The 23,878-nt window shown below is 72.2% G+C and carries 21 protein-coding genes; 12 read left to right on the top strand and 9 right to left on the bottom strand.

What is annotated here, in order from left to right; genetic code table 11:
- Positions 1-78: 78 nt before the first annotated feature.
- The 3 genes from AB5J87_RS15085 (at position 79) to AB5J87_RS15075 (ending at position 2,902) form a co-directional block, all read left to right on the top strand.
- The gene (locus AB5J87_RS15085) at positions 79-1,026 is read left to right on the top strand and encodes an ATP-binding cassette domain-containing protein (protein WP_369377131.1); all 948 of its coding nucleotides are present in this window, start codon (positions 79-81) and stop codon (positions 1,024-1,026) included.
- The gene (locus tag AB5J87_RS15080; RefSeq protein WP_369377129.1) at positions 1,013-2,098 is read left to right on the top strand and encodes an ABC transporter permease; all 1,086 of its coding nucleotides are present in this window, start codon (positions 1,013-1,015) and stop codon (positions 2,096-2,098) included. The genes AB5J87_RS15085 and AB5J87_RS15080 overlap by 14 nt, the downstream gene beginning before the upstream one ends.
- 198 nt (positions 2,099-2,296) lie before the next feature.
- Positions 2,297-2,902: a TetR/AcrR family transcriptional regulator gene (locus AB5J87_RS15075; RefSeq protein WP_369377127.1), complete on the top strand. Its 606-nt coding sequence runs from the start codon at positions 2,297-2,299 to the stop codon at positions 2,900-2,902.
- A 37-nt stretch (positions 2,903-2,939) separates the two neighbouring features.
- Here the strand turns inward: AB5J87_RS15075 and AB5J87_RS15070 are convergent, their stop codons facing one another.
- From AB5J87_RS15070 to AB5J87_RS15060, 3 genes are all read right to left on the bottom strand, one after another.
- Complete coding sequence (locus AB5J87_RS15070) at positions 2,940-4,262, bottom strand: M28 family metallopeptidase (RefSeq protein WP_369377126.1); 1,323 nt, start codon at positions 4,260-4,262, stop codon at positions 2,940-2,942.
- Between the two features lie 180 nt (positions 4,263-4,442).
- Positions 4,443-5,528, bottom strand: a complete 1,086-nt coding sequence (gene rarD / locus AB5J87_RS15065; protein WP_369377125.1) for an EamA family transporter RarD — start codon at positions 5,526-5,528, stop codon at positions 4,443-4,445.
- Positions 5,529-5,660: 132 nt separating this feature from the next.
- Positions 5,661-6,518, bottom strand: coding sequence for an SDR family oxidoreductase (locus AB5J87_RS15060; RefSeq protein WP_369377123.1), 858 nt, complete (start codon positions 6,516-6,518; stop codon positions 5,661-5,663).
- A gap of 203 nt (positions 6,519-6,721) precedes the next feature.
- On the opposite strand from AB5J87_RS15060, the gene AB5J87_RS15055 reads away from it, so the two are divergent.
- Positions 6,722-7,084, top strand: coding sequence for a winged helix-turn-helix transcriptional regulator (locus tag AB5J87_RS15055; RefSeq protein WP_369383534.1), 363 nt, complete (start codon positions 6,722-6,724; stop codon positions 7,082-7,084).
- A 29-nt stretch (positions 7,085-7,113) separates the two neighbouring features.
- Here the strand turns inward: AB5J87_RS15055 and AB5J87_RS15050 are convergent, their stop codons facing one another.
- The 6 genes from AB5J87_RS15050 to AB5J87_RS15025 form a co-directional block, all read right to left on the bottom strand.
- A complete protein-coding gene (locus tag AB5J87_RS15050) occupies positions 7,114-9,069 on the bottom strand; it encodes an APC family permease (protein WP_369377121.1) in 1,956 nt (651 codons plus the stop codon).
- 61 nt (positions 9,070-9,130) lie between these two features.
- Positions 9,131-10,183 (bottom strand): 2-oxoacid:ferredoxin oxidoreductase subunit beta, encoded by a 1,053-nt coding sequence (locus AB5J87_RS15045; RefSeq protein WP_369383533.1) that lies wholly within the window; start codon positions 10,181-10,183, stop codon positions 9,131-9,133.
- Between the two features lie 37 nt (positions 10,184-10,220).
- The gene (locus tag AB5J87_RS15040; protein WP_369377120.1) at positions 10,221-12,158 is read right to left on the bottom strand and encodes a 2-oxoacid:acceptor oxidoreductase subunit alpha; all 1,938 of its coding nucleotides are present in this window, start codon (positions 12,156-12,158) and stop codon (positions 10,221-10,223) included.
- A 252-nt stretch (positions 12,159-12,410) separates the two neighbouring features.
- Complete coding sequence (locus tag AB5J87_RS15035) at positions 12,411-13,070, bottom strand: response regulator (RefSeq protein ID WP_369383532.1); 660 nt, start codon at positions 13,068-13,070, stop codon at positions 12,411-12,413.
- 406 nt (positions 13,071-13,476) lie between these two features.
- On the bottom strand, positions 13,477-14,784 hold the full coding sequence (locus AB5J87_RS15030; protein ID WP_369377119.1) for a sensor histidine kinase: 1,308 nt from the start codon (positions 14,782-14,784) through the stop codon (positions 13,477-13,479).
- A gap of 185 nt (positions 14,785-14,969) precedes the next feature.
- Complete coding sequence (locus tag AB5J87_RS15025) at positions 14,970-16,226, bottom strand: sensor histidine kinase (RefSeq protein ID WP_369377118.1); 1,257 nt, start codon at positions 16,224-16,226, stop codon at positions 14,970-14,972.
- A 325-nt stretch (positions 16,227-16,551) separates the two neighbouring features.
- On the opposite strand from AB5J87_RS15025, the gene AB5J87_RS15020 reads away from it, so the two are divergent.
- The 8 genes from AB5J87_RS15020 (at position 16,552) to AB5J87_RS14985 (ending at position 23,870) form a co-directional block, all read left to right on the top strand.
- Entirely contained in the window at positions 16,552-16,950 is a 399-nt protein-coding gene (locus tag AB5J87_RS15020; protein WP_190092168.1) for an NADH-quinone oxidoreductase subunit A, read from the top strand.
- 125 nt (positions 16,951-17,075) lie between these two features.
- The gene (locus tag AB5J87_RS15015; protein ID WP_369383531.1) at positions 17,076-17,723 is read left to right on the top strand and encodes an NADH-quinone oxidoreductase subunit B; all 648 of its coding nucleotides are present in this window, start codon (positions 17,076-17,078) and stop codon (positions 17,721-17,723) included.
- Positions 17,720-19,273 (top strand): NADH-quinone oxidoreductase subunit C, encoded by a 1,554-nt coding sequence (locus AB5J87_RS15010; protein WP_369377116.1) that lies wholly within the window; start codon positions 17,720-17,722, stop codon positions 19,271-19,273. The genes AB5J87_RS15015 and AB5J87_RS15010 overlap by 4 nt, the downstream gene beginning before the upstream one ends.
- Entirely contained in the window at positions 19,270-20,238 is a 969-nt protein-coding gene (locus tag AB5J87_RS15005; RefSeq protein WP_369377115.1) for an NADH-quinone oxidoreductase subunit H, read from the top strand. The genes AB5J87_RS15010 and AB5J87_RS15005 overlap by 4 nt, the downstream gene beginning before the upstream one ends.
- Complete coding sequence (locus tag AB5J87_RS15000; protein ID WP_369377114.1) at positions 20,238-20,846, top strand: NADH-quinone oxidoreductase subunit I; 609 nt, start codon at positions 20,238-20,240, stop codon at positions 20,844-20,846. Before AB5J87_RS15005 ends, AB5J87_RS15000 begins: the two co-directional genes overlap by 1 nt.
- Positions 20,843-21,514 (top strand): NADH-quinone oxidoreductase subunit J, encoded by a 672-nt coding sequence (locus tag AB5J87_RS14995; RefSeq protein WP_369377113.1) that lies wholly within the window; start codon positions 20,843-20,845, stop codon positions 21,512-21,514. Before AB5J87_RS15000 ends, AB5J87_RS14995 begins: the two co-directional genes overlap by 4 nt.
- Positions 21,514-21,873 (top strand): NADH-quinone oxidoreductase subunit NuoK, encoded by a 360-nt coding sequence (gene nuoK, locus AB5J87_RS14990; protein ID WP_369377112.1) that lies wholly within the window; start codon positions 21,514-21,516, stop codon positions 21,871-21,873. Before AB5J87_RS14995 ends, nuoK begins: the two co-directional genes overlap by 1 nt.
- A complete protein-coding gene (locus AB5J87_RS14985) occupies positions 21,870-23,870 on the top strand; it encodes an NADH-quinone oxidoreductase subunit L (RefSeq protein WP_369377111.1) in 2,001 nt (666 codons plus the stop codon). The genes nuoK and AB5J87_RS14985 overlap by 4 nt, the downstream gene beginning before the upstream one ends.
- The last annotated feature ends 8 nt before the right edge of the window (positions 23,871-23,878 follow it).

Raw genomic sequence — 23,878 nt, 5'->3', positions numbered from 1 at the left:
CGCCGCCGCCCCCCCGCCCGCCCGCTTCCGGGCGGGCGGGGGCGGCGGCGGAGCACCGGATCGACGGAAAGGAACGGGGTGGGGAACTCCCAAGCGGTCATCGAGACCAGCGGCCTCAGCAAGCGGTACCGCGGCGGCCAGCTGGCGGTCGACGGCCTCGACCTCACCGTGCCGGCAGGGAGCGTCTTCGGCTTCCTCGGCCCCAACGGCTCGGGGAAGACGACCACCATCCGGATGCTGATGGGCCTCATCGAGCCGACCTCCGGCGCGGCGCGCGTCCTCGGCAGCCCCATGCCCCGCGCGGGCCGCACGGTCCTGCCGCACGTGGGCGCCCTGATCGAGGGCCCCGCGCTGTACGGCTTCCTGTCCGGCCGCGACAACCTCGTACGGTACGACTCGGCCGACCCCACCGCGGACCCCCGCACCCGGGCGCGCCGGGTGGCCGCCGCGCTCGACCGGGTCGGCCTCGCCGCCGCGTCCGGCAAGAAGGCGCGGGCGTACTCGCTCGGCATGAAGCAGCGGCTCGGCCTGGCCTCCGCACTGCTCCAGCCCCGCAAGCTGCTGGTCCTCGACGAGCCGACCAACGGTCTCGACCCGCAGGGCATGCGCGAGATCCGCGCCCTGGTGCGCGAGCTCGCCGCCGACGGCACCACGGTCTTCCTCTCCTCGCACCTCCTGGACGAGATCGAGCAGGTCTGCACGCACGCGGCGGTGATGGCCCAGGGCCGGCTGATCGTCCAGGGCGAGGTGGCCGAGCTGCGGGCGGGCAACCGGGGACGGCTCGCCGTCACCACGCCGGACCCGGCCGACGCGGCCCGCGTCCTGAAGGAGCACGGCGTGGCCGATGTGGCCGTGGACGGCGACCGGGTCACCGCCGAGACACCGCCGGACGAGGTGGAGCTGGCGGAGCTGACCGCGGCGCTGGTCCACGCCGGAGTCCGGGTGCGGTCCTTCGGGGTCGAACGGGCATCACTGGAGGACGCGTTCGTGGCACTGACGGGGGAGGGTTTCGATGTCGCGGGTTGAGCCGGACGTCACGGAAGGGACGGCCGGGGCGGCGGCCGGGAACACGACGGGGAGCACGACGGGGAAGGCGCCCGCGAAGGCGGCGGGCCCGGCGCCGGAGGGCACCCCGTCCGGGGCGCGCCCGGCCGAGGGCCCCGACGACCGGCCCGCGGACGGGGCCGTCGCGCGGCCCGCCGGGGCGGCGGCACCGGCGGCCCGGGACGCCGGGACCGCCGAGGCACCACGTTCGCCCGGCCTGCTGTGGACGCTCGGGCTCTTCCGGTCCGAGATCGTCACCGTCGTACGGCGGTGGCGCACGATCGCGCTGCTCGGCGTGCTGGCGGCCGTCCCGATCCTGATCGGCATCGCCGTGAAGATCGAGACGGGCGGCGGTGGCTCGGCCGGGCCCGATGGCGGCGGCGGCCCGGCCTTCATCTCGCAGATCACCAACAACGGCCTGTTCCTCGTCTTCGCCGGGCTGGCCGCCACCCTGCCGGTCTTCCTGCCCATGGCGATCGGCGTGGTCGCGGGCGACTCGGTGGCGGGCGAGGCCAACAGCGGCACCCTGCGCTACCTCCTGGTGGTCCCGGCGGGCCGCACCCGGCTGCTCCTCGCCAAGTACGCGTCGGTGCTCGCGTTCTGCGTGCTGGCGACCCTGGTGGTGGCCGCGTCGGCGCTGGCGGTGGGGGCGCTGCTCTTCCCCCTGGGCGATGTGATCACGATCTCCGGCACCCAGATCTCGTTCGCCGAGGGACTGGTGCGGGCGCTGGCGATCGCCGGGGTGGTGGCCCTGTCGCTCACCGGCATGGCGGCGCTCGGCCTGTTCATCTCCACCCTCACCGGCAGCGGCATCGCCGCGATGGCGGCCACGGTGGGGCTGCTGGTCACCGTGCAGATCCTGGACCAGATCCCCCAGCTGCACGCGATGCAGCCGTATCTGTTCCCGAACTACTGGTTCTCCTTCGCGGACCTGCTGCGGGTGCCGGTCTACTGGGACGACGTGATGAAGAACCTGGAGCTCCAGGCGGTCTACGTGGCGGTGTTCGGCACGGCGGCCTGGGCCCGTTTCACCACGAAGGACATCACGGCCTGAGCCGGGGACGCGGACGGGACGCGGACGGCCCCGGACGGGACGGATACGGATACGGAACGAACCCGGACGGACACGGAACGGTCGTGCGAGCCGACCCCCGTGGCGGCTCGACACGACACGTGCCGTTTCCTCGGCACATTGTTGGAGCAGACCATTCCGCTGTCAATACGCCCTGGGCCGCCCTCGTAGACTCGGCGTGTGACCGAGTCGCCGCGTTCCGCCCCCAACCCCCGCCGCCGGAGCGAGAGATCACGCCGGGCGATCCTCGGCGCGGCCCTGGAACTCTGCGCGGAAAACGGCTACGGGCGGGTCACGATCGAGGGCATCGCCGCGCGTGCGGGTGTGAGCAAGAAGACGATCTACCGCTGGTGGCCGACGAAGGGCGCGGTGCTCCTGGAGGGGGTGATCGAGGCCGTGGTGAGCACCTCGCCGCTGCCCGACACCGGGGACATCGACACGGACCTGGTGACCCATGTCACCAGTGTGATGCGGGTCTTCACCTCGCCGGTGATCGGGCCCGCGTACACCGGGATCCTCTCCGAGCTGCTGCACGAGGAAGCGCTGGCCAAGGCCGTCAACGAGGAGCTGGTGGGGCCGCGCGTGGCCCTGGTGCACGAGCGGCTGCGGGCGGCCCGCGACCGGGGCCAGCTCCCGCCGGACGCGGACCTCGACCTCGCGGTGGAGCTGCTCTACGGGCCGCTGTACTACCGGCACGCCCTGCAGCGGCCGTTCCACGACCCGGACAGGATCGCCCTGCTGGTGGCGCACGTCCTGCGCGCGCTGCGCACCCCCGCCCGCGGCTGACGGACTCCGCAGCCGCGGGCGGGGGAGGCGTTCCGGGTCAGAAGGTCAGCTTCCAGCTGTTGATGTAGCCGGTGTCCTGCGGGCCCTTGTCCTGGACCTTCAGCTTCCAGGTCCCGTTGGCCGTCTCCGTCGAGGCGTTGACGGTGTACGTGGTGTTGATGTTGGGCGTGGAGTCCGACGAGGAGTTGTGCAGCCGGTACGCCTTGCCGCTCGGGCCGATCAGATCGACCACCAGGTCACCGCTGAAGGTGTGGACGATGTTCACCGCCACCTTGAGGGCCGCGGGCGCGCTGCCCGTACGGCCGCTCACGGTGATCGACGAGGTCACGGCCGCACCCGGGGAGTCCGGGATGGTCACGTCGGTGGTGTTCTCGTAGCTGTCGCCGCCGGGCGGCGTGGTGGTGCCGGTGGAGAGCTGCCACAGCGCGTACGCGATGGCGTCGGTGTTGTGGTCGAGCGCGGTGTCGTCGATGTTCGCGCTGGTGTCGCAGGACTCGTGGTAGCAGGCGTCGAACGCGCGGCCCGCCGTGCCGCCCCACTTCTGCGCCTGGGCCGAGGTCTTGGTGTAGTCGGCACCGGAGAAGAGCCCGCCGACGGGTATCCCGATGTTCTTGAACGGGGCGTGGTCGGAGCGGCCGTCGCCCTCCGTCTCGATCTCCGTGGGTATGGAGAGCGTGGCGAAGTAGTCCTTGAAGACCTTCTCCAGGGCCGGGTCGTCGTCGTAGACGAAGTAGCCCGGGTTCGGCGAGCCGATCATGTCGAAGTTGAGGTACGCGGAGATCTTGGCGCGCTCCGCCGACGACAGGCTGTTGACGTAGTACTTCGAGCCGACGAGCCCCAGCTCCTCGGCGCCGAACCAGCCGAACCGCAGGTGCTTGTCCGGCTTGAGCTGGGCGCGCGAGACGGCGAGCGCCGCCTCCAGGACCCCGGCCGAGCCGGAGCCGTCGTCGTTGATGCCGGGCCCGGCGCTCACCGAGTCCAGGTGGGCGCCGGTCATCACGGTCTTGGTGGTGTCGCCGCCCGGCCAGTCGGCGATCAGGTTGTAGCCGGTGGCGCCGGAGGCGGTGAACTGCTGGACGGTGGTGGTGAAGCCGGCCGCGTCCAGCTTGCCCTTCACGTAGTCGAGCGAGGCCCGGTACCCGGCCCGGCCGTGGGCGCGGTTGCCGCCGTTGGCGTTGGCTATCTGCTGGAACTGGGCGAGATGCGCCTTGACGTTGGCGACCGGGATGTCCGGTGCGGCGGCCGTGGCCGCCCCGGCGGGGGCGGCGGCCTGGACGCCGGGGGCGGCGAGACCGAGGGTCAGCGAGGCGGCGGCGACGGCCGCGCCCGCTGCCAGGGAGTTTCTGAAGCGGTTGCGCATGGGGGGCTCCGTATTCCGTTCGGGGATGGGACGGAAACGCGAGCCTGATGTTCAAGGAGAGTTTGACGAGACGTCAAGAACGGATTTCGGACACGTATGTTCGATTTTCGGAGGATGGCCGGAACCGCGTTCCCGTCGCGGATCCGGCCTTTCGCCGCAAGTGGGCCCGTGACCGGGCGCTCAGACCGCGGGCTCCCGGGCCGCCGCCGCACCCGGCGCCACGGGCGGCACCGGCGGCACCGGTGCCGAGTCGCCTGCCGCCTCCGGCGGGACCGGCGCCGCCGCGGCAGCGGCCTCCGGCGGCACCGGCGCCCCGTCGGCGACAGTCTCCGGCGGCATCGCCCGGGCCGCCGCCAGGGCGATCCGGCCCCGGCGGGCCGTGCGCAGCGCGTCCCAGGTCAGCAGCGACAGCGCCAGCCACACCAGCGCGAACCCGGCCCAGCGCTCGGCCGGCATCTCCTCGTGGAAGTAGACGATGCCGAGCCCGAACTGGAAGACCGGCGCCAGGTACTGGAGCAGCCCGAGCGTGGAGAGCGGCACCCGGATGGCCGCCGCGCCGAAGCAGACCAGCGGCGCGGCCGTGACGATGCCGGTCGCGGCGAGCAGCGCGGAGTGCCCGAACCCGCCGGTCGCGAAGGTGGCGCCGCCGTGGAAGCCCAGCCACACCAGATAGGCGAGCGCGGGCAGGAACTGCATCGCGGTCTCGGCGGCCAGCGACTCCACCCCGCCGAGGTTCACCTTCTTCTTCACCAGCCCGTAGGTGGCGAACGAGAAGGCCAGGGTCAGCGAGATCCACGGCGGCCGGCCGTAGCCCACGGCCAGGACGACCACGGCCGTCGCGCCGACCGCCACCGCGGTCCACTGCACGGGCCGCAGCCGCTCCTTGAGCAGCAGGACGCCCATGGCGATGGTGACCAGCGGGTTGATGAAGTAGCCGAGCGACGCCTCGACGACGTGCCCGGCGTTCACCGACCAGATGTACACGCCCCAGTTGACCGTGATCACGGCGGCGGCGAAGCCTATGAGGGCGAGCCGGCGCGGCTGGCGCACGAGTTCGCCGATCCACGCCCAGCGGCGCAGGGCGAGCAGTGCGACGCCCACGAAGACCAGCGACCACACCATCCGGTGGGCCAGGATCTCGACCGCGCCCGCGGGCTTGAGGAGCGGCCAGAAGAGCGGGACCAGCCCCCACATCCCGTAGGCGCCGATCCCGTACAGCAGTCCTGTCCGCTGCTCACCGGCAGCGGTTGTCGCTTCCTCGGCCACTGGCCCTCCCTGCGCACGCGTCGACCCAGTCGAAGGTAGCGCCAGGAGGCCGGACCTGTCATGCCCCATATCCGAAAACGGTACTGACGGTACGACCTCGGTCGATCACCCCGTGGCACGGCCCGGGGCGGGTCAGGCGACGGCCGCCGCGATCGTCGCCGCGATCGGGGTGGTGGGCCGGCCGATCAGCCGGGCCAGGTCGCCGGAGGTGCCCGCGAGACGGCCCCGGCCGATCGCCAGGTCCACGTCGACCAGGATCTCGGCGAAGGGGGCCGGGACGCCCGCGCCGGTCAGGATCTCCAGGTGCGCCTCGGGCGTGACGGGCCGGTAGGCGATCTCCTTGCCGGTCGCCCCGGCGACCTCCGCCGCGTACTCGGCGAAGGTCCACGCCACATCGCCGCTCAGCTCGTACGTCTTGCCCAGGTGGCCCTCGCCGGTCACCACCACCGCGGCGGCGGCGGCGTAGTCGGCGCGGGCGGCCGAGGCGACCCGTCCGTCGCCCGCGTTGGAGACGACCGCGCTGTGCGCCAGGACCGGGGCGAGGTTGGCGGTGTAGTTCTCGGTGTACCAGCCGTTGCGCAGGAACGTGTACGGCAGGCCCGACTCCAGGATCAGCCGCTCGGTCACCTTGTGCTCGTCGGCCAGCGCGAAGTCGGCGTCCGGCCCGCCGAGGATGCCGGTGTACGCGAGCTGCGCCACCCCGGCCGCCTTCGCCGCGTCGATCACGGCGGTGTGCTGCGCCACCCGCTGCCCGACCTCGCTGCCGGAGATCATCAGCACCCGGTCGCCCGCCCGGAAGGCCCCGGCCAGCGTCTCGGGGGCGCTGTAGTCGGCGATCCGCAGCTCCACGCCGCGCGCGGCGAGCTCGGCGGCCTTCTCCTCGTTGCGCACGACGGCGGCGATCGAGTCCGCCGGGACCTGCGCGGCGAGCAGCTCCTCGATGACGAGACGGCCGAGGGCTCCGGTGGCTCCGGTGACGACGATGCTCATGGCTGCTGACTCCTGGGTGTGTTCGGTGCGTGTCTCGCACCCTTCGCGGGCACGGCACTCACTCTACGGAGGGCGCTAACTATCCGTAAGTACCCACTTTGAAGTAAGGTACTGGTATGGCAGTAAGCATCAATGCGGGAGCCACGGCCACGAGGAGTGCGGCCACGGGGACGGCGGTCGCGGGCCTCGACGCGCGCGAGGCCATGTGCCCGCACCGGCTCGTCCTGGAGCACGTCACCAGCCGCTGGGGCGTCCTCGTCCTCATCGCCCTGCTCGACCGCTCGTACCGCTTCAGCGAACTGCGCCGCCACGTCGGCCGGGTCAGCGAGAAGATGCTGGCGCAGACCCTCCAGACGCTGGAGCGCGACGGATTCGTGCTCCGCGACGCCAAGCCCGTCATCCCGCCGCGCGTCGACTACTCGCTGACCCCGCTCGGCCGCGAGGCCGCCGAGCAGGTGAGCGCATTGGCCCGCTGGACCGGCCACCGCATGGACGACGTCCAGCGGGCGCGCGAGGCGTACGACGAGGCGAAGGCGGCGGAGGCGGCGGTCCGGGACAGCGCCTGACCAGCGGCCGGCCCCGGGCCCCCGCGGCCTCACTCCGGCTGTGGCGCGCGCCCCGCCTCCAGCGACCGCAGAGCGCGCCCCACGTCGAACGGCAGCACCGTCACCGCGACCGACGGCAGGTGCTCCAGCGCCTTCGCCATGGCCTCGCCCGTGCCCCGGTGCAGCAGCCGGCCGAGGAAGCCCGAGTACGTGCGGTGCGGGACCAGCACCGTCAGCCAGGTGCGGCCGTCCTCGGTCGTCCGGGCCGCCAGCTCCACCATGGCGTGCCGCAGCCGCCGGTCCGGGCACTCCACCACCTCCAGCGGCACCGAGGTGGCCGCCGTCCGCTCCCACTGCGCGGCCAGCCGCCGCGCGTGCGCCTCGTCGATGGCGAAGTGCACGGCCCGGATCTCGTCCGGCCGCAGCTCGTGCGCGTACCGCAGCGCCTTGAGCGCCGCCAGGTCGAGCGTCTCGACCAGTACCAGCACCAGATGGCGGCGGCCGTGCGGCAGGTCCGCGCCGGGCGCCTGGAGGCTGCCGAGCGCGGCGGCCTCGCGCCGGTACTCGCGGTTGATCCTGGTCAGCGCCCACACCCCGAGCGGGAACACCACGACCACCAGCCAGGCGCCCTCGGTGAACTTGGTGATCGCGAAGACCAGCACCACGGCGGCCGAGACCACGGCCGCCAGCCCGTTGACGGCGATCTTCGCCCGCCGGTGCCGCCCGCGCCGCCGCAGGTGGTACGCGGTGAGCCCGGCCCCGGCCATCGTGAACGCGGTGAACACCCCGATCGCGTACAGCGCCACCAGCCGGTCGACGTTGGCCCCGGTGACGAGCAGCAGCGCCAGCGCGACCACGGTCAGCGCGATGATCCCGTTGGAGAACGCCAGCCGGTGCCCGCGCCGGGTCAACTGCCGGGGCAGGAACCGGTCCTCGGCCACGAAGCTCGCCAGGAACGGGAAGCCGGTGAACGGCGTGTTGGCGCCGGTGTAGAGGACCAGCGCGGTCGCCAGCTGCACGAAGACGAGCCCCGCCGTGCCGAGCACCCCGCCGCCGAACGCGAAGTGCGCCTCCTGCGCGATCACCGTCGGGGTGCCGTCGGTGTACGGCACCGCGTGCGTGAAGTGCGCCAGCGTCGAGACGCCGAGCACCAGCACCCCGAGGACGCAGCTCATCGCGATCAGCGTGCGGCGGGCGTTGCGCCCCTGCGGCTCGCGGAACGCCGAGATCCCGTTGGAGATCGCCTCCAGACCGGTCAGCGACGACCCGCCGTTGGCGAACGCCCGCAACACCATGAACAGCGAGGCCCCGTACAGCCAGCCGCCGCCGGAGCCGCCCACCGGGATCGCCCCGGCGGCGTGCAGATCGGCGCGCGGCAGCCCGGAGCCGAGCCCGCGCACGGCGGAGACGGCCAGTATCAGCGCCACCGCCGCCATGAACAGGTACGCGGGCAGCGCGAACAGCTTCCCCGCCTCGCGCACCCCGCGCAGGTTCCCGTACGCCAGGAAGAGGATCACCCCGACGGAGAGCGGGAGTTGGAGGTGGTCCATGCCGGTCCACCGGCCGCCGACGAGATGGGCGAGCGAGATGATCGCGTTGGTCCCGGCCGACACCTGCACGGCCACGGTCACGATGTAGTCCACCAGCAGCGCCACGGCCGCGATCTGCGCGATGTTCGGCCCGAAGTTCTCCCGCGCCACCACGTACGAGCCGCCCGCGCGCGTGTAGATCGTCACCACGTCGCTGTAACAGAGCGTCAGCAGGACGAGGACGAACAGGATCGCGCCCGTCACCGGCATCAGCAGACTGAACGCCGCCGCCCCCACCACCGGCACCAGGACCCGCAGTATCTCCTCCGAGCCGTACGCGGAGGAGCTGACGCAGTCCGAGGCCAGCACCCCGAGCGCGGTCCGGTTGTCGAGCTTCTCGTCGCGGATGCGCTCGGTGGTGAGCGGCTTGCCCAGCAGCCGCCGCTTGACGCGGTACGCGAGACGGTCCATGGACATATCAGTACGGGTGCCCGGCCGCCGCTCGACGCAGACTCCCCGGCCGGGCACCCGTACTGATTCAGCCGACCACGGTCCAGGTGTCGTTGCCGGTGAGGAGTGTGGTCAGGTCGCCTTTGCCGTGTTGTTCGATGGCGGTGTCGAGTTGGTTGGCCATGAGGGTGTCGTAGACGGGGCGTTGGGTGTTGCGGAGGATGCCGATGGGGGTGTGGTGGAGGGTGTTGGGGTCGGCGAGGCGGGTGAGGGCGAAGGCGGTGGTGGGGGTGGGGGCGTGGGCGTCGTGGATGAGGATGTCGGCCTGGTTGTCGGGGGTCACTGTGACGATTTCGAGGTCGCCGGTGTGGGGGTTGCGGGTGACGCCTTGGTTGTTGTCGGTGCCGAAGAGGATGGGGTGGCCGTGTTCGAGGCGGATGACGGCTTCTTCGGTGTGGTTTTTGAGGGTGGCGAAGGCGTCGTCGTTGTAGATGTTGCAGTTCTGGTAGATCTCGATGAGGGCGGTGCCGGGGTGGTGGGCTGCGGCGCGGAGGGTGTCGGTGAGGTGTTTGCGGTCGGAGTCGATGGTGCGGGCGATGAAGGTGGCTTCGGCTCCGAGGGCGAGGGAGAGGGGGTTGAAGGGGGCGTCGAGGGAGCCCATGGGGGTGGATTTGGTGATTTTGCCGAGTTCGCTGGTGGGGGAGTACTGGCCTTTGGTGAGGCCGTAGATGCGGTTGTTGAAGAGGAGGATTTTGAGGTTGACGTTGCGGCGGAGGGCGTGGATGAGGTGGTTGCCGCCGATGGAGAGGGCGTCGCCGTCGCCGGTGACGACCCAGACGGAGAGGTCGCGGCGGCTGGTGGCGAGGCCGGTGGCGATGGCGGGGGCGCGTCCGTGGATGGAGTGCATGCCGTAGGTGTTCATGTAGTAGGGGAAGCGGCTGGAGCAGCCGATCCCGGAGACGAACACGATGTTCTCTTTGGCGAGGCCGAGTTCGGGCATGAAGCCCTGGACGGCGGCGAGGACGGCGTAGTCGCCGCAGCCGGGGCACCAGCGGACTTCCTGGTCGGACTTGAAGTCCTTCATCGACTGCCGTGCCTCGGCCCGGGGCACCAGCTGGAGCAGGTCCGAGGCATCAGCCACCCCACTCACCCCGGTTACCTCGGTGAGATCGGTCGTGTCAGTCATGGATGACCTCTTTCACGGCGGTGGCGAGCTGTTCGGCTTTGAACGGCATGCCGTTGACCTGGGTGTGGGAGTGCGTGTCGATGAGGTATTTCGCGCGGATGAGGGTGGCGAGCTGGCCGAGGTTCATCTCCGGCACGATCACTTTGCGGTAGCGGGCGAGGATGGTGCCGAGGTTGGCGGGGAAGGGGTTGAGGTGGCGTAGGTGGGCCTGGGCGATGGGGATGCTGTCGCGGCGCAGGCGGCGGACGGCGGCGGTGATGGGGCCGTAGGTGGAGCCCCAGCCGATGACGAGGGTGTCCGCGTGGTCGGGGTCGTCGACGGTGAGGTCGTCGATGGTGATGCCGTCGATTTTGGCCTGGCGGGTGCGGACCATGTGTTCGTGGTTGGCGGGGTCGTAGGAGATGTTGCCGCTGCCGTCCTGTTTCTCGATCCCGCCGATGCGGTGTTCCAGGCCGGGGGTGCCGGGCACGGCCCAGGGGCGGGCCAGGGTGCGGGGGTCGCGCTGGTAGGGCCAGAAGACCTCGCTGCCGTCGGGCAGGGTGTGGTTGGGGCCGGTGGCGAACTGGACGCGCAGGTCGGGGAGTTCGTCGGCGTCGGGGATGCGCCAGGGCTCGGAGCCGTTGGCGAGGTAGCCGTCGGAGAGCAGGAAGACGGGTGTGCGGTAGGCCAGGGCGATGCGGGCGGCCTCGATCGCCGCGTCGAAGCAGTCGGCGGCGGTCCGGGCGGCGACGACGGGCACGGGCGCCTCGCCGTTGCGGCCGTACATGGCCTGCAGGAGGTCGGCCTGCTCGGTTTTGGTGGGCAGGCCGGTGGAGGGGCCGCCGCGCTGGATGTCCACGATCAGCAGCGGCAGTTCCAGGGACACGGCAAGGCCGATCGTCTCCGACTTGAGGGCGACGCCGGGCCCGGAGGTGGTGGTCACCCCCAGCGCCCCGCCGAAGGCGGCCCCCAGGGCCGCGCCGATGCCGGCGATCTCGTCCTCGGCCTGGAAGGTGCGCACGCCGAAGTTCTTGTGCCGGGAGAGTTCGTGGAGGATGTCGGAGGCGGGAGTGATGGGGTAGGAGCCGAGGTAGAGGGGGAGGTCGGCCTGGCGGGCGGCGGTGATCAGGCCGTAGGCCAGGGCGAGGTTCCCGGAGATGTTGCGGTAGGTGCCGGGCGCGAACGCGTGGGTGGCGGGCGCGACCTCGTAGGAGACGGCGAAGTCCTCGGTGGTCTCCCCGAAGTTCCAGCCCGCCCGGAACGCCGTCACGTTCGCCTCGGCGATCTGCGGCTTCGCGGCGAACTTGCGGCGCAGGAACGCCTCGGTCGCCTCGGTGGGACGGTGATACATCCACGACAGCAGGCCCAGCGCGAACATGTTCTTGGAGCGTTCGGCTTCCTTGCGGGTCAGCTCGAACGGCTTGAGCGCCTCCACCGTCAGCGTGGTCAGGGGCACGGGGTGGACGCGGTAGGCGTCCAGGGTGCCGTCCTCCAGCGGGCTCGTGGCATAGCCGACCTTGGCCATGGGACGTTTGGTGAACTCGTCGGTGTTCACGATGATGTCCGCGCCGCGCGGCACGTCCGCCAGATTGGCCTTCAAAGCGGCGGGGTTCATCGCGACCAGGACATCGGGGGCGTCGCCCGGGGTGAGGATGTCGTGGTCGGCGAAGTGGAGCTGGAAGCTGGAGACACCGGGCAGGGTCCCGGCCGGGGCACGGATCTCGGCGGGGAAGTTCGGCAGGGTCGACAGGTCGTTCCCGAACGACGCGGTCTCCGAGGTGAACCGGTCCCCCGTCAACTGCATCCCGTCCCCCGAATCACCCGCGAAACGGATGATCACCCGATCCAGACGCTTGACTTCCTTCTGACCGGCGGGCTTGCGCTGTTCGCCGACGACGGCCCCATCGGCCCCGTCGGCCTGCCCCGCAGACGTACTGACCTGGCTGGTCACTGAAATGGACCTCCCTTGGACGGGCTGCTCAGGCGCGTCCGGAGACCCGGTCGCTCCAAAGTCCACCCTACTTCGGTAAGGGTCGCCTTCCCTGGATGGATCGCATCCTGGACGCCCTTTTGGGATGGTCCAATGCCCCGGTTTGTCATATTTCAGTCGCCCCCCGGCTCCTTCTTCTGAAACGCTCCTCGCTCAGGCTTTGGTCTTGGGCCCCCGCTCGCGCGGGGGCTCGTCTGACAGGGTGTCAGGTCGTCAGGAATTGAGGTAGGTGAGGACCGCGAGTACCCGCCGGTGGTCCCCCTCGCTCGGGGAGAGCCCGAGCTTCAAGAAGATGTTGCTTACATGCTTCTCCACCGCGCCATCGCTCACGACCAGCTGTTTCGCGACCGCGGAGTTGGTCCGGCCCTCCGCCATCAGACCGAGGACCTCGCGCTCGCGCGGAGTGAGCCCGGCCAGCACGTCCTGCTTGCGGCTGCGGCCGAGCAGCTGCGCCACCACCTCGGGGTCCAGCGCGGTCCCGCCCCGGGCGACCCGGACGACGGCGTCCACGAACTCCCGTACCTCGGCCACGCGGTCCTTGAGCAGATAGCCCACGCCCCGGCTGGAACCGGCCAGCAGTTCGGTGGCGTACTGCTCCTCCACGTACTGCGACAGCACGAGCACGCCGATCCCCGGGTACAGCTTCCGCAGCAGCACCGCCGCCCGGACGCCCTCGTCGGTGTGGGTCGGCGGCATCCGTACGTCCGCGACCACCACGTCCGGCAGCTCGCCCTGGTCGGCGAGCTCGCCCACGGTCTTGACCAGCGCGTCTCCGTCGCCGACCCCGGCGACCACATCGTGGCCCCGGTCGGTCAGCAGCCGGGTCAGGCCCTCCCGAAGCAGCACTGAATCCTCGGCGATGACGACCCGCACCCTGTCCTCCACGATCTGCAGCCCCCCGGCTCGGTATTGCTCGGTTGTGCACACCCGACGGCTGTGCACACCCAGCATCCCAGGATCCGGACCGTGTCGCGCGAAATCCAGCCCTGGGGAGCGGTGGAGCGGGGGAGCGCGGGGGCGCGGCGCCCCGGGAAGTCAGCGGGTCACAAGGCCGAGGAGCGGGCCACGAGCCCGCTCACGCCGGTCGACGCCGGTCGACGGCGGTCGACGGCGGGCGATGCCGGTCGACGGCGGCCGGCCCGGCCGGTCGTGCGCGCCGCCTGCTGGGCAGGGCCGCCCGCCCGCGGATCGCGCGTTCGCGCTGCCCGCCGGTGGTCGCCGGATCAGGCCCGGTCACGCTGCCGGGCTGTCCGGTCGCCCGCCTGCGGGTCGTGTCCGTTCACGCGCGCCACGGCAGTTCCGCCGTGATCGTCGTCGGGCCGCCGCGGGGCGAGTCCACGACGAGGATGCCGTCCACCGCGTCCAGCCGCTCGGCGAGCCCCGCGAGGCCCGAGCCGTCGGCGGCCGAGGCGCCGCCCCGGCCGTTGTCGGTGACCTGGAGCATCAGCCGGTCCTGCGCGCGCCACACGTCGACCCCGGCCCGGTTCGCCCCGCTGTGCTTGCTCACGTTCTGGAGCAGCTCGGAGACCGTGAAGTACGCGATGCCCTCGATCGCGGGCACCGGCCGCCCCGGCAGGTCCACCTCGACCTGCACGGGCACGGTGCAGCGGGAGGCGACGGAGGAGAGCGCGGCGTCCAGGCCGCGGTCGGTCAGGACGGCCGGGTGGATGCCCCGGGCCAGGTCGCGCAGCTCCTGGAGCGCGACCTTCACCTCGCCGTGCGCCTCGTCCACCATCCGCGCCGCCGCCCCCGGGTCCTCGGTCAGCTTCTCCTTGGCCAGCCCCAGATCCATGGCGAGGGCGACCAGCCGCGCCTGCGCCCCGTCGTGCAGATCCCGCTCGATGCGCCGCAGGTCGGCGGCGGAGGTGTCCACCACGACGCCCCGGTCCGACTCCAGCTCCGAGACCCGCTCCTCCAGCCGCGACGGCCCGAGCAGCCCCACGACCAGCCCCCGGTCGACGTGGGCCAGGCCCCGGATGATCCACGGCGTGCCGAGCGTGATGATCAGCCCGACCAGGGCGGTCACCGTGATCTCGAACGGCGAGTCGAGGTAGAACCGGTGCGCGTCGTCCCCGTACAGCTGGATGCCTTCCTGATCGGTGTACGTGGGGAAGACCCACTGCCACAGCGGATAGGTCAGCAGCGCCCACCCGTTCACCCACAGGACCAGCGAGACGCAGAAGGCGAAGACCGCCCAGGGGAAGTGGAAGAGCGAGTACAGCAGGTGGCGCCAGGAGACGCCGCTCTTCAGCACGCCCCCGACCCACCCCATCGGGCTCTTGGCCCGTACCGGCTGCGGCGCGGGCACGTCGAGGTTGAGCAGCGCGCGCGCCCGCACGCGCTCCATCGCGCCGAGCGCCCGGCAGCCCGCGAGCCCGGCCGCCAGCACCGGGATGCCGAGGAAGGTGATCAGCAGTCCGGCGCCCAGCGACACCATCACGACCGACCAGGTGAACATGATGATGCTGATCGGCAGGCTGAGCAGCAGATAGCCGAACTCACGGAAGGTCCGGGCCTCCAGCGGCGCGCGCAGCGCCGGCGGAAGGAAGTGCCGCCGAGCAGGCCGCCGCCCGTAATCCATGTCCATGATCATCGGTCCGTCCGTTCCGTCATCTCCGCCGGTACGCGCGCGTGGTCGCGCTGTCGTACGTATAAGCCTGCTGTGCCCGGGTGCTGCCGACCATGGAGCCGGTCACCGTCTTGGGCGGGGGTTTTCCCTACCCCGGCGTGCGCGCGGGGCGCGCGAGCGGGGGGTGGAGGGTGCGCGCCGGGCTATTCCTTCGGGCCCCGCGCCCGCCACGGCAGCTCCGCCGTGACGACGGTGGGCCCGTCGGGCGGCGAGTCCAGGACGAAGAGCCCGTCCACCGCGCCCAGCCGCTCGGCCAGGCCCGCCAGCCCGGAGCCGCCGTCGAGGCTCGCCCCGCCGCGGCCGTCGTCCTCGACCTGGATGAGCAGCCGGTCGCCCGCCCGCCACACCTCCACCGAGGCGGTCCGCGCGCCGCTGTGCTTGCTGATGTTCTGGAGCAGCTCGGAGACCGTGAAGTAGGCGATGCCCTCGATGGCCGCCGCGGGCCGTTCCCGTACGTCCACGGTGACCCGGACCGGCACGGTGCAGCGGGAGGCGACGGAGGAGAGTGCGGCGTCCAGGCCGCGGTCGGTCAGGACGGCGGGGTGGATGCCCCGGGCCAGGTCGCGCAGCTCCTGGAGGGCCAGCTTCACCTCGCCGTGCGCCTCGTCGACCATCGCCGCCGCCGCGTCCGGGTCCTCCAGGAGCTTCTCCTTGGCGAGGCCGAGCCCCATGGCGAGGGCGACCAGCCGCGCCTGCGCCCCGTCGTGCAGATCCCGCTCGATGCGGCGCAGGTCGGCCGCCGCCGTGTCCACCACCACGCCCCGGTCCGACTCCAGTTCGGCGATCCGCCGCTCCAGGTCGTCGGAGGGCGAGAGGAGCCCGCGCACCATCGCCCGGTCGGCGTTGGTGAGCAGCCTGGCGAGGAAGCCGAGCACCGGCCACGCCACGAAGAGGCTGATCAGCGTGATCGCGAAGGTGAAGACGCCCCAGGGCAGCCGGATGAACTCGTACAGCACGTTCCGCCAGCCGACCGGGTCCTTCAGGCTCGTCCACAGCCAGCGCGTGGCCCCGCCCCTGCCGCCGGGCCCGCCCGGCCGCAGCGCCCGGACCGGGATCGGCGTGGGCTCCTCGACCCGTACGCCCAGCAGCGCGCGGGCGCGGGCCCGCTCCAGCTTGCCGAGCTGACGGGCGCCGAGCAGCCCGACCGCGAGCAGCGGCAGGCCGATCACCGTGACGGAGAGGCCGGCTCCGGTGAAGACGAGAACGGCCACGTAGACGAAGCCGATGAGCGCCATCGGGAGGTTGGTGAGGAGGTGAGCGACCTCCTGCCAGGTCCGCCGGTCGTACGCGAACCGCACCGGGGGCAGTCGGTCGTCGTCGTTCGGCAGGTCGGGCCGCCGGGCCGGTCGTCGGCCCGGGCGCCCGCCGGTCGGCTGCTCGTCGCGGAAAGTGCTGGTCATGAGGGCAAGCCTGCCGGGCCGGGCGGGCGGACGCCATGGGGTGACTACGCCGGTTCGCCCGGGGGAAAACCCCACCACGGGGTCACCGGACGTCTGCCGCGGGCCCCGTCGGCCGGGGCCGCGGGCCGTTTCCGGACATGTGCCGGGAGGGGAGCGCGAGGCCCGTGGGGACGCCCGGCGGGGCGACTTCGGGACACGGCCGCGCGGACGCCAGGTGTGCAACCTGCGTGAGACACCTGCTTACGGTCCCCTTATCAGGGCCTAGACTCCCGTGCGTACAGATCGTCGAACACACTGCAACGAGGTCAGGGAGCGAGGGGCGGACGTGCCGGAACCGACCGTACGCCAGCTGTCGGCGGACTACTTCCACAGCTATTCGGTCGTCGGACTGCTCGCCGTCGTCGGCGTGCTGTTCGTCGCGGTGGCCTTCGGGGCCGGGCGCCTGCTGCGGCCCGTGGTCCCGACACCGGAGAAGCTGCTCACGTACGAATGCGGCGTGGACCCCGTCGGCGAGGGCTGGGCGCACACCCAGGTGCGCTACTACGTCTACGCCTTCCTGTACGTGATCTTCGCCGTCGACTCGATCTTCCTCTTCCCGTGGGCGACCGTCTTCGCCGCCCCCGGATTCGGCGCGGCCACCCTGGTCGAGATGTTCATCTTCCTCGGCTTCCTGGCCGTGGGACTGCTCTACGCATGGAAGAAGGGCGTCCTCGAATGGACGTGACGACTCCGGACCCCCAGTTCCTGCCCACGCCGAAGGTGGCCGAAAACGGCGCACCGGCGCCCGCGGGGGCTCCCGCCGTGCAGGGCCAGCGCCTGGGCGTGCTCTCGCGCCTGGCGCCCGAGCCGATGAAGGTGGTCCTCAACTGGGGCCGCCGCTACAGCCTCTGGGTGTTCAACTTCGGACTCGCCTGCTGCGCCATCGAATTCATCGCGGCCTCGATGGCCCGCCACGACTTCATCCGGCTCGGCGTGATCCCCTTCGCGCCCGGTCCGCGCCAGGCCGACCTCATGATCGTCTCCGGCACGGTGACGGACAAGATGGCCCCGGCCGTGAAGCGGCTGTACGAGCAGATGCCCGAGCCGAAGTACGTCATCTCCTTCGGCGCCTGCTCCAACTGCGGCGGCCCGTACTGGGACTCGTACTCGGTGACCAAGGGCGTCGACCAGATCATCCCGGTCGACGTCTACGTCCCCGGCTGCCCGCCCCGCCCCGAAGCGCTGCTCCAGGGCATCCTCAAGCTCCAGGAGAAGATCGCCCGCGAGTCGCTGGAGGAGCGCTACAGCACCCGCCCGACGACGGCCCAGCTGACGAGCGGGCTGGTGAAGGCGCCGGTGGCGGCGGATCCGGAGGCAGTGACATCGGCCTCCGCTCCGGCTCCTGCTCCGGCACCGGCGGCAGCCGCTCCGGCGGCGCCGGGGGGCGCCGGCGGAACCTCAGCGGCCGACGCCGACGTCCCCGCCGACGACACGCCGACCCCGGGGGCCGCGCAGTGACCTCGTACGACCGTCTGCCCGACGCCGTCGCGGAGATCTTCGGCGAGGAGGCCACCGCCGAGGAGGCGTACGGCCTCCTCACTGTCGACGTCCCCGCCGACTCCTGGATCGCCGCGCTGGAGACCGCCCGCACCACGCTGGGCTGCACCTACTTCGACTGGCTGAGCGCGGTCGACGAGCCGGGCACGGGCTTCCGCGTCTGCGCGCACGTCGTCTCCCTGGCGGACCGCCGCGTCCGCCGCCTCCTGGTCCGTACGACCGTGCCGCACACCGCGCCCGTCCTGCCCTCGGCCGTGCACGTGTACGCGGGCGCCGCCTGGCACGAGCGCGAGACGCACGAGATGTTCGGCGTCACGTTCGAGGGCCACCCCCATCTGGTTCCCCTCCTCCTCCCCGAGGGCTTCGAGGGCCACCCGCTGCGCAAGGACTTCGTCCTCGCGGCACGGGTCGCCAAGGCGTGGCCGGGCGCGAAGGAGCCGGGCGAGTCGGAGCACGGCGGGCCCAAGCGCCGCCAGATGCTCCCGCCGGGCGTCCCGGACCCCAACGACTGGGGCCCCCTGAAGGGCCAGCTCCCCCCGGCCCCCGCCCGCACCCCCCGGGCGGCGGGCGACCGCCCGGTACGCCGCACCCGTACGGTGGCCGCCGGCTCGGCCTCCCAGCCCGCGCCGGAGGGCGGCACCACCGCCCCCGAGACCCCGACCCGCCCCCCGCGCCGCACCCGCAGCGTCTCGGACGGCTCGGCATCCCAGGCGGCGGCCCCGGCAACGGGCGAGCCCGCAACGGACACCCCGGCCCGCCCCGTCCGCCGCACTCGCAGCGCGTCGGACGGCTCGGCCTCCCAAGCGGCGGCCCCAGCCATTGAACCGGCCACTGAACCGGCCACCGGTCCCGGCGCTCCGGCGACGGAAGGCACGGCCGCGCCCGAGACCCCGGCCCGTCCCGCGCGCCGCAGTCGCAGTGCGTCGGACGGCTCGGCATCCCAGACGTCGGCCCCGGCAACGGGTGAGCCCACAGCGGACACCCCGGCCCGCCCGGCCCGCCGTTCTCGCAGTGCGGCGGACGGCTCCGCGTCCCAGGCGGCGGCCCCCGCCGAGGAGTCCGGCTCCGCCTCCTCGGTCGCCCGGCCCGAGAACGCGGCCCCACCGCGCACCCGCAGCACGGACGCGCCCTGGAACAACCCGCGCCCGGCGTTCGACGACACCCCGGACACCCCGGCCGCACCCGCCCGTACGGAACCGGCGCCCACAGCCCAGCCCGAGCCCACCCCGGAGTCGAGGGCGGCCGACTCCGCACCCACTCCGGAGCCCGGGGTCGATGCCGCCCCGGAGCCGGAGCCGGAGCCGGAGCCGGAGTCGGGGACGGGGACGGGGACGGGGACGGGGACGGCCGAGCCCGAGACCAGGCCCGCCACCGGCGACCGTGGCACCGGCAACGCCACCGGCGACCGCGACCGCGGCCCCGGCGCCAGCACCCGCGTCCACCCCGCAGCCGAAGCCAGACCCGAACCCGACCCCGAATCCGACACCCCCGCCGGAGGCGATCCCGCGTGAACGACGCACTCGACGTCGCCCTCCGGCTCCTCGTCGTCTTCGCCGTGTTCCTCGTGCTGCCCCTGGTCATCGGGCAGACCGAGCACAAGGTGATGGCCCACATGCAGGGCCGCCTCGGCCCGATGTACGCCGGCGGCTTCCACGGCTGGGCCCAGCTCGTCGCCGACGGCGTGAAGTTCGCGCAGAAGGAGGACGTGGTCCCGGCCGACGCCGACCGCCGCGTCTTCCAGCTCGCCCCCGCCGTCGCCCTCCTGCCCTACCTCCTCGTCCTGGTCGCCATCCCGGTCGGCCCGAGCGAGGGGGCGGTCGGCCAGGTCGTGGACGCGGGCATCTTCTTCGTCCTCGCCGTCATGGGCGTCGGTGTACTCGGCTCGCTGATGGCGGGCTGGGCCTCGGCCAACAAGTTCTCCCTCCTCGGCGGACTCCGCACCGCCGCCCAGCTCCTCGCGTACGAGCTGCCGATGCTGCTCGCCGCCGCCTCCGTCGCGATGGCGGCCGGCACCGTCTCCCTCCCCGGCATCCTCAACGCCTTCGAGTGGTGGTGGCTGCCCTGGCAGATCGTCGGCGCCCTGGTCTTCTTCATCGCCGGGCTCGCCGAACTCCAGCGCCCGCCCTTCGACATGCCGGTCGCCGACTCGGAGATCATCTTCGGCGCGTACACCGAGTACACGGGTCTGCGCTTCGCCCTCTTCCTCCTCGCCGAGTACGCCGGAATCGTCGTCCTGTGCGGCCTCACCACCGTCCTGTTCCTGGGCGGCTGGCACGGCCCCTTCGGCGCCGACGGACTCGGCTGGGTGTGGACGCTCCTCAAGACCGCTCTCCTCGCCTTCGTCGTCATCTGGCTGCGCGTCAGCTATCCGCGGCTGCGCGAGGACCAGCTGCAGAAGCTCGCCTGGACCACGCTCATCCCGCTCGCTCTCGCGCAGATCGCGCTCACCGGCATCGTGAAGGTGGCGATCAGCTGATGGCTGCAAACCTCCCGTCCACCCGGTCCCGCTTCCCGGGCTCCGGCCTCGCCAAGGGCCTGGCCGTCACCCTGCGGACGATGACCAAGAAGACGGTCACCGCGCAGTACCCCGACGCCCAGCCCGAACTCCCGCCCCGCAGCCGGGGCGTGATCGGCCTGTTCGAGGAGAACTGCACGGTCTGCATGCTCTGCGCCCGTGAGTGCCCCGACTGGTGCATCTACATCGACTCCCACAAGGAGACGATCCCGGCCGCCGCCCCCGGTGGCCGCGAGCGCAGCCGCAACGTCCTCGACCGCTTCGCCATCGACTTCTCCCTCTGCATGTACTGCGGTATCTGCATCGAGGTGTGTCCTTTCGACGCGCTGTTCTGGTCGCCCGAGTTCGAGTACGCGGAGACGGACATCCACGAACTCACCCACGAGCGCGACAAGCTCCGCGACTGGATGTGGACCGTCCCGGCCCCGCCCGCCCTGGACCCCGGCGCCGAGGAGCCCAAGGAGATCGTCTCGGCCCGCAAGGCCGCCGAGAAGCTCGCCGCCGCCGAGGCGGCACGGGCCGCCGAACCGGCCGCCGCCACCGACGAGGCCGAGGAGGGCCCGGCATGACACACCTCCTCGCCCAGGCAGCCCAAGCCGCCCAGGCAGCCCAGGCCGCCGGTCACCACCCGGTCCACCACGGCTTCCTCTCCCCGACCGGCGTCGAGATCGCGTTCCTCCTCGTCGGCGCCGTCACCTTCGGCGCGGCCGTCCTCACGGTCACGACCAAGCAGCTGGTGCACGCCGCCCTCTGGCTGGTCGTGGCGCTCGGCGGGATCGCCGTCGAGTACCTCCTGCTCACCGCCGAGTTCATCGCCTGGGTGCAGGTACTGATCTACGTCGGTTCCGTCGTGGTCCTCCTCCTCTTCGGTCTGATGCTCACCAAGGCCCCGATCGGCCGTTCCCCGGACGCCGACTCGGGCAACAGATGGGCCGCCCTCGTCGTCGCCCTGGCCGCCGCGGGCGCCCTCCTCTGGGTCGTCCTGGACGCCTTCCGTACGACGTGGATCAACCTGGACGGCCCCGGCCAAGGCTCCACCAAGGTCACCGGCTCGATCCTGTTCCGCCACTGGGTGCTGCCGTTCGAAGCGCTCTCCGTCCTCCTTCTCGCCGCCCTGGTCGGCGCGATCGTCATGTCCCGCAAGAGCGGCGAACCCGGCGGCGCCGTCGGCAGCGCCCCCGGCGACGCCCCCCGAGACGACCTGCGAGACGCCCCGCGAGACAAGGAGCAGCGCTGATGCACCTGATCTATCCGGCCGGTCTCGCCGTCCTGCTCTTCTGCACCGGCGTGTACGGAGTGCTCGCCCGCCGCAACGCGATCCTGGTCCTGATGTCCGTCGAGCTGATGCTCAACGCCGTCAACCTCAACCTGGTCGCCTTCGACGTCTGGCTGCGCGACACCGTGCACGCCGGACAGGCGCTCACCCTGTTCACCATCGCCATCGCCGCCGCCGAGATCGGCATCGGCCTGGCGATCGTCCTGGCGGTGTACCGCAACCGGGGCACCTCGGACATCGACCGGCTCCGCGACACCGCCGAGGGCTCCGGCCCCGACGACCCCTCCGCTGAGGCACAGAAGGCTGAGGCCGCCGCGTGACCACCACGACCCTCGCCGTACTCGTCCCCCTCCTGCCGTTCCTCGGCGCGGTCGCCGGACTGCTGCTCGGCCGCACCGCCCCCGGGTTCGTCCGGCCCCTGGCCGTCCTGCCGACGCTGGCCGCCTTCGCGCTGGCCGTCGCCGTCGCCGCGGACCAGGGCGGCGGCAAGTCGATCGACGCCTCGACCCGGCTCACCCCGACCGGCTCCGTCCCGATCGACCTGGCCCTGCACCTCGACGGCTTCGCCGTGCTGGTCGCCGTGCTGGTCGGCCTGGTGGCGACCTGTGTGCAGCTGTATTCGACCGGGTACCTGCGCGACGACCCGCGCTACCCCTCGTACGCCGCTCTCGTCTCCCTCTTCACCTCCGCGATGCTGCTCGTCGTCTACTCCGGCGACCTGATGGTGCTGCTGGTCGGCTGGGAGATCATGGGCATCTGCTCGTACTTCCTGGTCGGCCACTACTGGGAGACCCCCGAGGCGCGGGCCGCCTCCCTGAAGGCGTTCCTGGTCACCAAGCTCGGTGACGTCCCCTTCCTGATCGGTCTGTTCGCCCTGGCCACCGACGCCGGTACGTTCCGGATCACCGGGGTCGTCCAGGCCGCGCTGACCGGCGGGATCGACCACCCGACGCTGATCGCCCTGCTGCTCCTGGCCGGTGTGGCGGGCAAGTCGGCGCAGTTCCCGCTGCACACCTGGCTGCCCGACGCGATGGCGGGCCCGACCCCCGTCTCCGCGCTGATCCACGCGGCCACGATGGTCGCCGCCGGTGTCTACTTCGTGGCCCGCCTCCTTCCCGTCTTCGCGGCGTCGGCCGCCGCCCTGACCGTGCTCGCCGTGATGGCCGCCGTCACGATGGTCGGCTCGGCGCTCGCCGCCCTCGCGCAGGACGACATCAAGCGCGTCCTCGCCTACTCGACCATCGGCCAGCTCGGCTATATGACCGGCGCCCTGGCCGTCGGGGACCGCGGCGCCGCCGTCTTCCACCTCCTGTCGCACGGCGCCTTCAAGGCGCTGCTCTTCCTCGCGGCGGGCGTGATCATCCACGCCGCCGGCACCAACTCCCTGTCGGCCATGTCGCGCATGGACGGCCTGGCCAAGCGCATCCCCGACGCGTACTGGACGATGACCGTCGCCCTGCTCGCGCTCTCCGCGATCCCTCCCTTCGCCGGTTTCTTCTCCAAGGAGGCCGTCCTGTCGGCGGCCGAGCACACCGCCGTCGGTGACAGCGCGGTCGCCCCGGAGGGCTCCGGCTGGATCGTCCTGATCGCCGGGCTGCTGACCGCCCTGCTCACCGCCGCGTACGCCATGCGGCTGTGGCTGATGGCCTTCCACGGCAAGGGCGCGCCCGCCCCCGACCACGGCCGCCAGCCGGTGGCGATGAACGCGGTGCTCTGGGTGCTCGCGATCCCCTCGATCGGCTTCGGGCTGACCACCGGCTACCTCGACGACTGGTTCGACGGCCACGCGCTGACCCCGGCCCTGACGACCTCGGTGCTCTCGACCGGTGTCGCCCTGGTCGGCGGACTCGTCACGTACGCCACCTGGCGGCACACCAGCGCCCTGGCCGCCCGCACCCCGATCGGCGCGGTCGCCGCCCACCCGGAGGCGGACGGAGGGGCGGTCGAGGAAGAGGCCATCGCCAGCCACACCCCGGCCTACGGCGACATCGCCTCCGCCCAGGACCCGGCCGACCCGGGCCGGCTGCTGCTCGGGCCGCTGCACCGCCACGCGGCGACCGGCTTCCACCTGGACGCGGTCTACCGGAAGCTGTTCGTCCGCCCCGTGCTCGCCGCCGCCTCCCTGGTCCGCTTCCTGGACCGCGAGGTCGTGGAGACGTACGTACAGGCCGCGGGCGCCGTCCCGCGCTGGCTGGGCACGGCCGTCCGCAAGGCCCAGACCGGCAATGTGCAGACCTACCTCAGCGCGCTGCTCGCCGGCTCCGCCGTCCTGGCGCTCGTCGCCGTCGTCCTCGCCAACGTCAACGCCGGATCGTGAGCCGTGAT

Source organism: Streptomyces sp. cg36 (assembly GCF_041080675.1).
Taxonomy (GTDB): Bacteria; Actinomycetota; Actinomycetes; order Streptomycetales; family Streptomycetaceae; genus Streptomyces.
The sequence above is the reverse complement of the archived record's forward strand: the minus strand, read 5'-3'. Positions and strand labels throughout refer to the sequence as shown.

Excerpts from the sequence above, each read along its gene's own strand:
- AB5J87_RS15015 (WP_369383531.1), top strand. The coding sequence starts at position 17,076 with ATGAAGGTGGTCCTCAACTGGGGCCGCCGCTACAGCCTCTGGGTGTTC.
- AB5J87_RS15050 (WP_369377121.1), bottom strand. The coding sequence starts at position 9,069 with ATGTCCATGGACCGTCTCGCGTACCGCGTCAAGCGGCGGCTGCTGGGC.
- AB5J87_RS15025 (WP_369377118.1), bottom strand. The coding sequence starts at position 16,226 with ATGACCAGCACTTTCCGCGACGAGCAGCCGACCGGCGGGCGCCCGGGC.
- AB5J87_RS14995 (WP_369377113.1), top strand. The coding sequence starts at position 20,843 with ATGACACACCTCCTCGCCCAGGCAGCCCAAGCCGCCCAGGCAGCCCAG.
- AB5J87_RS15000 (WP_369377114.1), top strand. The coding sequence starts at position 20,238 with ATGGCTGCAAACCTCCCGTCCACCCGGTCCCGCTTCCCGGGCTCCGGC.
- AB5J87_RS15070 (WP_369377126.1), bottom strand. The coding sequence starts at position 4,262 with ATGCGCAACCGCTTCAGAAACTCCCTGGCAGCGGGCGCGGCCGTCGCC.
- AB5J87_RS15030 (WP_369377119.1), bottom strand. The coding sequence starts at position 14,784 with ATGGACATGGATTACGGGCGGCGGCCTGCTCGGCGGCACTTCCTTCCG.
- AB5J87_RS15055 (WP_369383534.1), top strand. The coding sequence starts at position 6,722 with ATGTGCCCGCACCGGCTCGTCCTGGAGCACGTCACCAGCCGCTGGGGC.
- nuoK (WP_369377112.1), top strand. The coding sequence starts at position 21,514 with ATGCACCTGATCTATCCGGCCGGTCTCGCCGTCCTGCTCTTCTGCACC.
- AB5J87_RS15060 (WP_369377123.1), bottom strand. The coding sequence starts at position 6,518 with ATGAGCATCGTCGTCACCGGAGCCACCGGAGCCCTCGGCCGTCTCGTC.
- AB5J87_RS15080 (WP_369377129.1), top strand. The coding sequence starts at position 1,013 with ATGTCGCGGGTTGAGCCGGACGTCACGGAAGGGACGGCCGGGGCGGCG.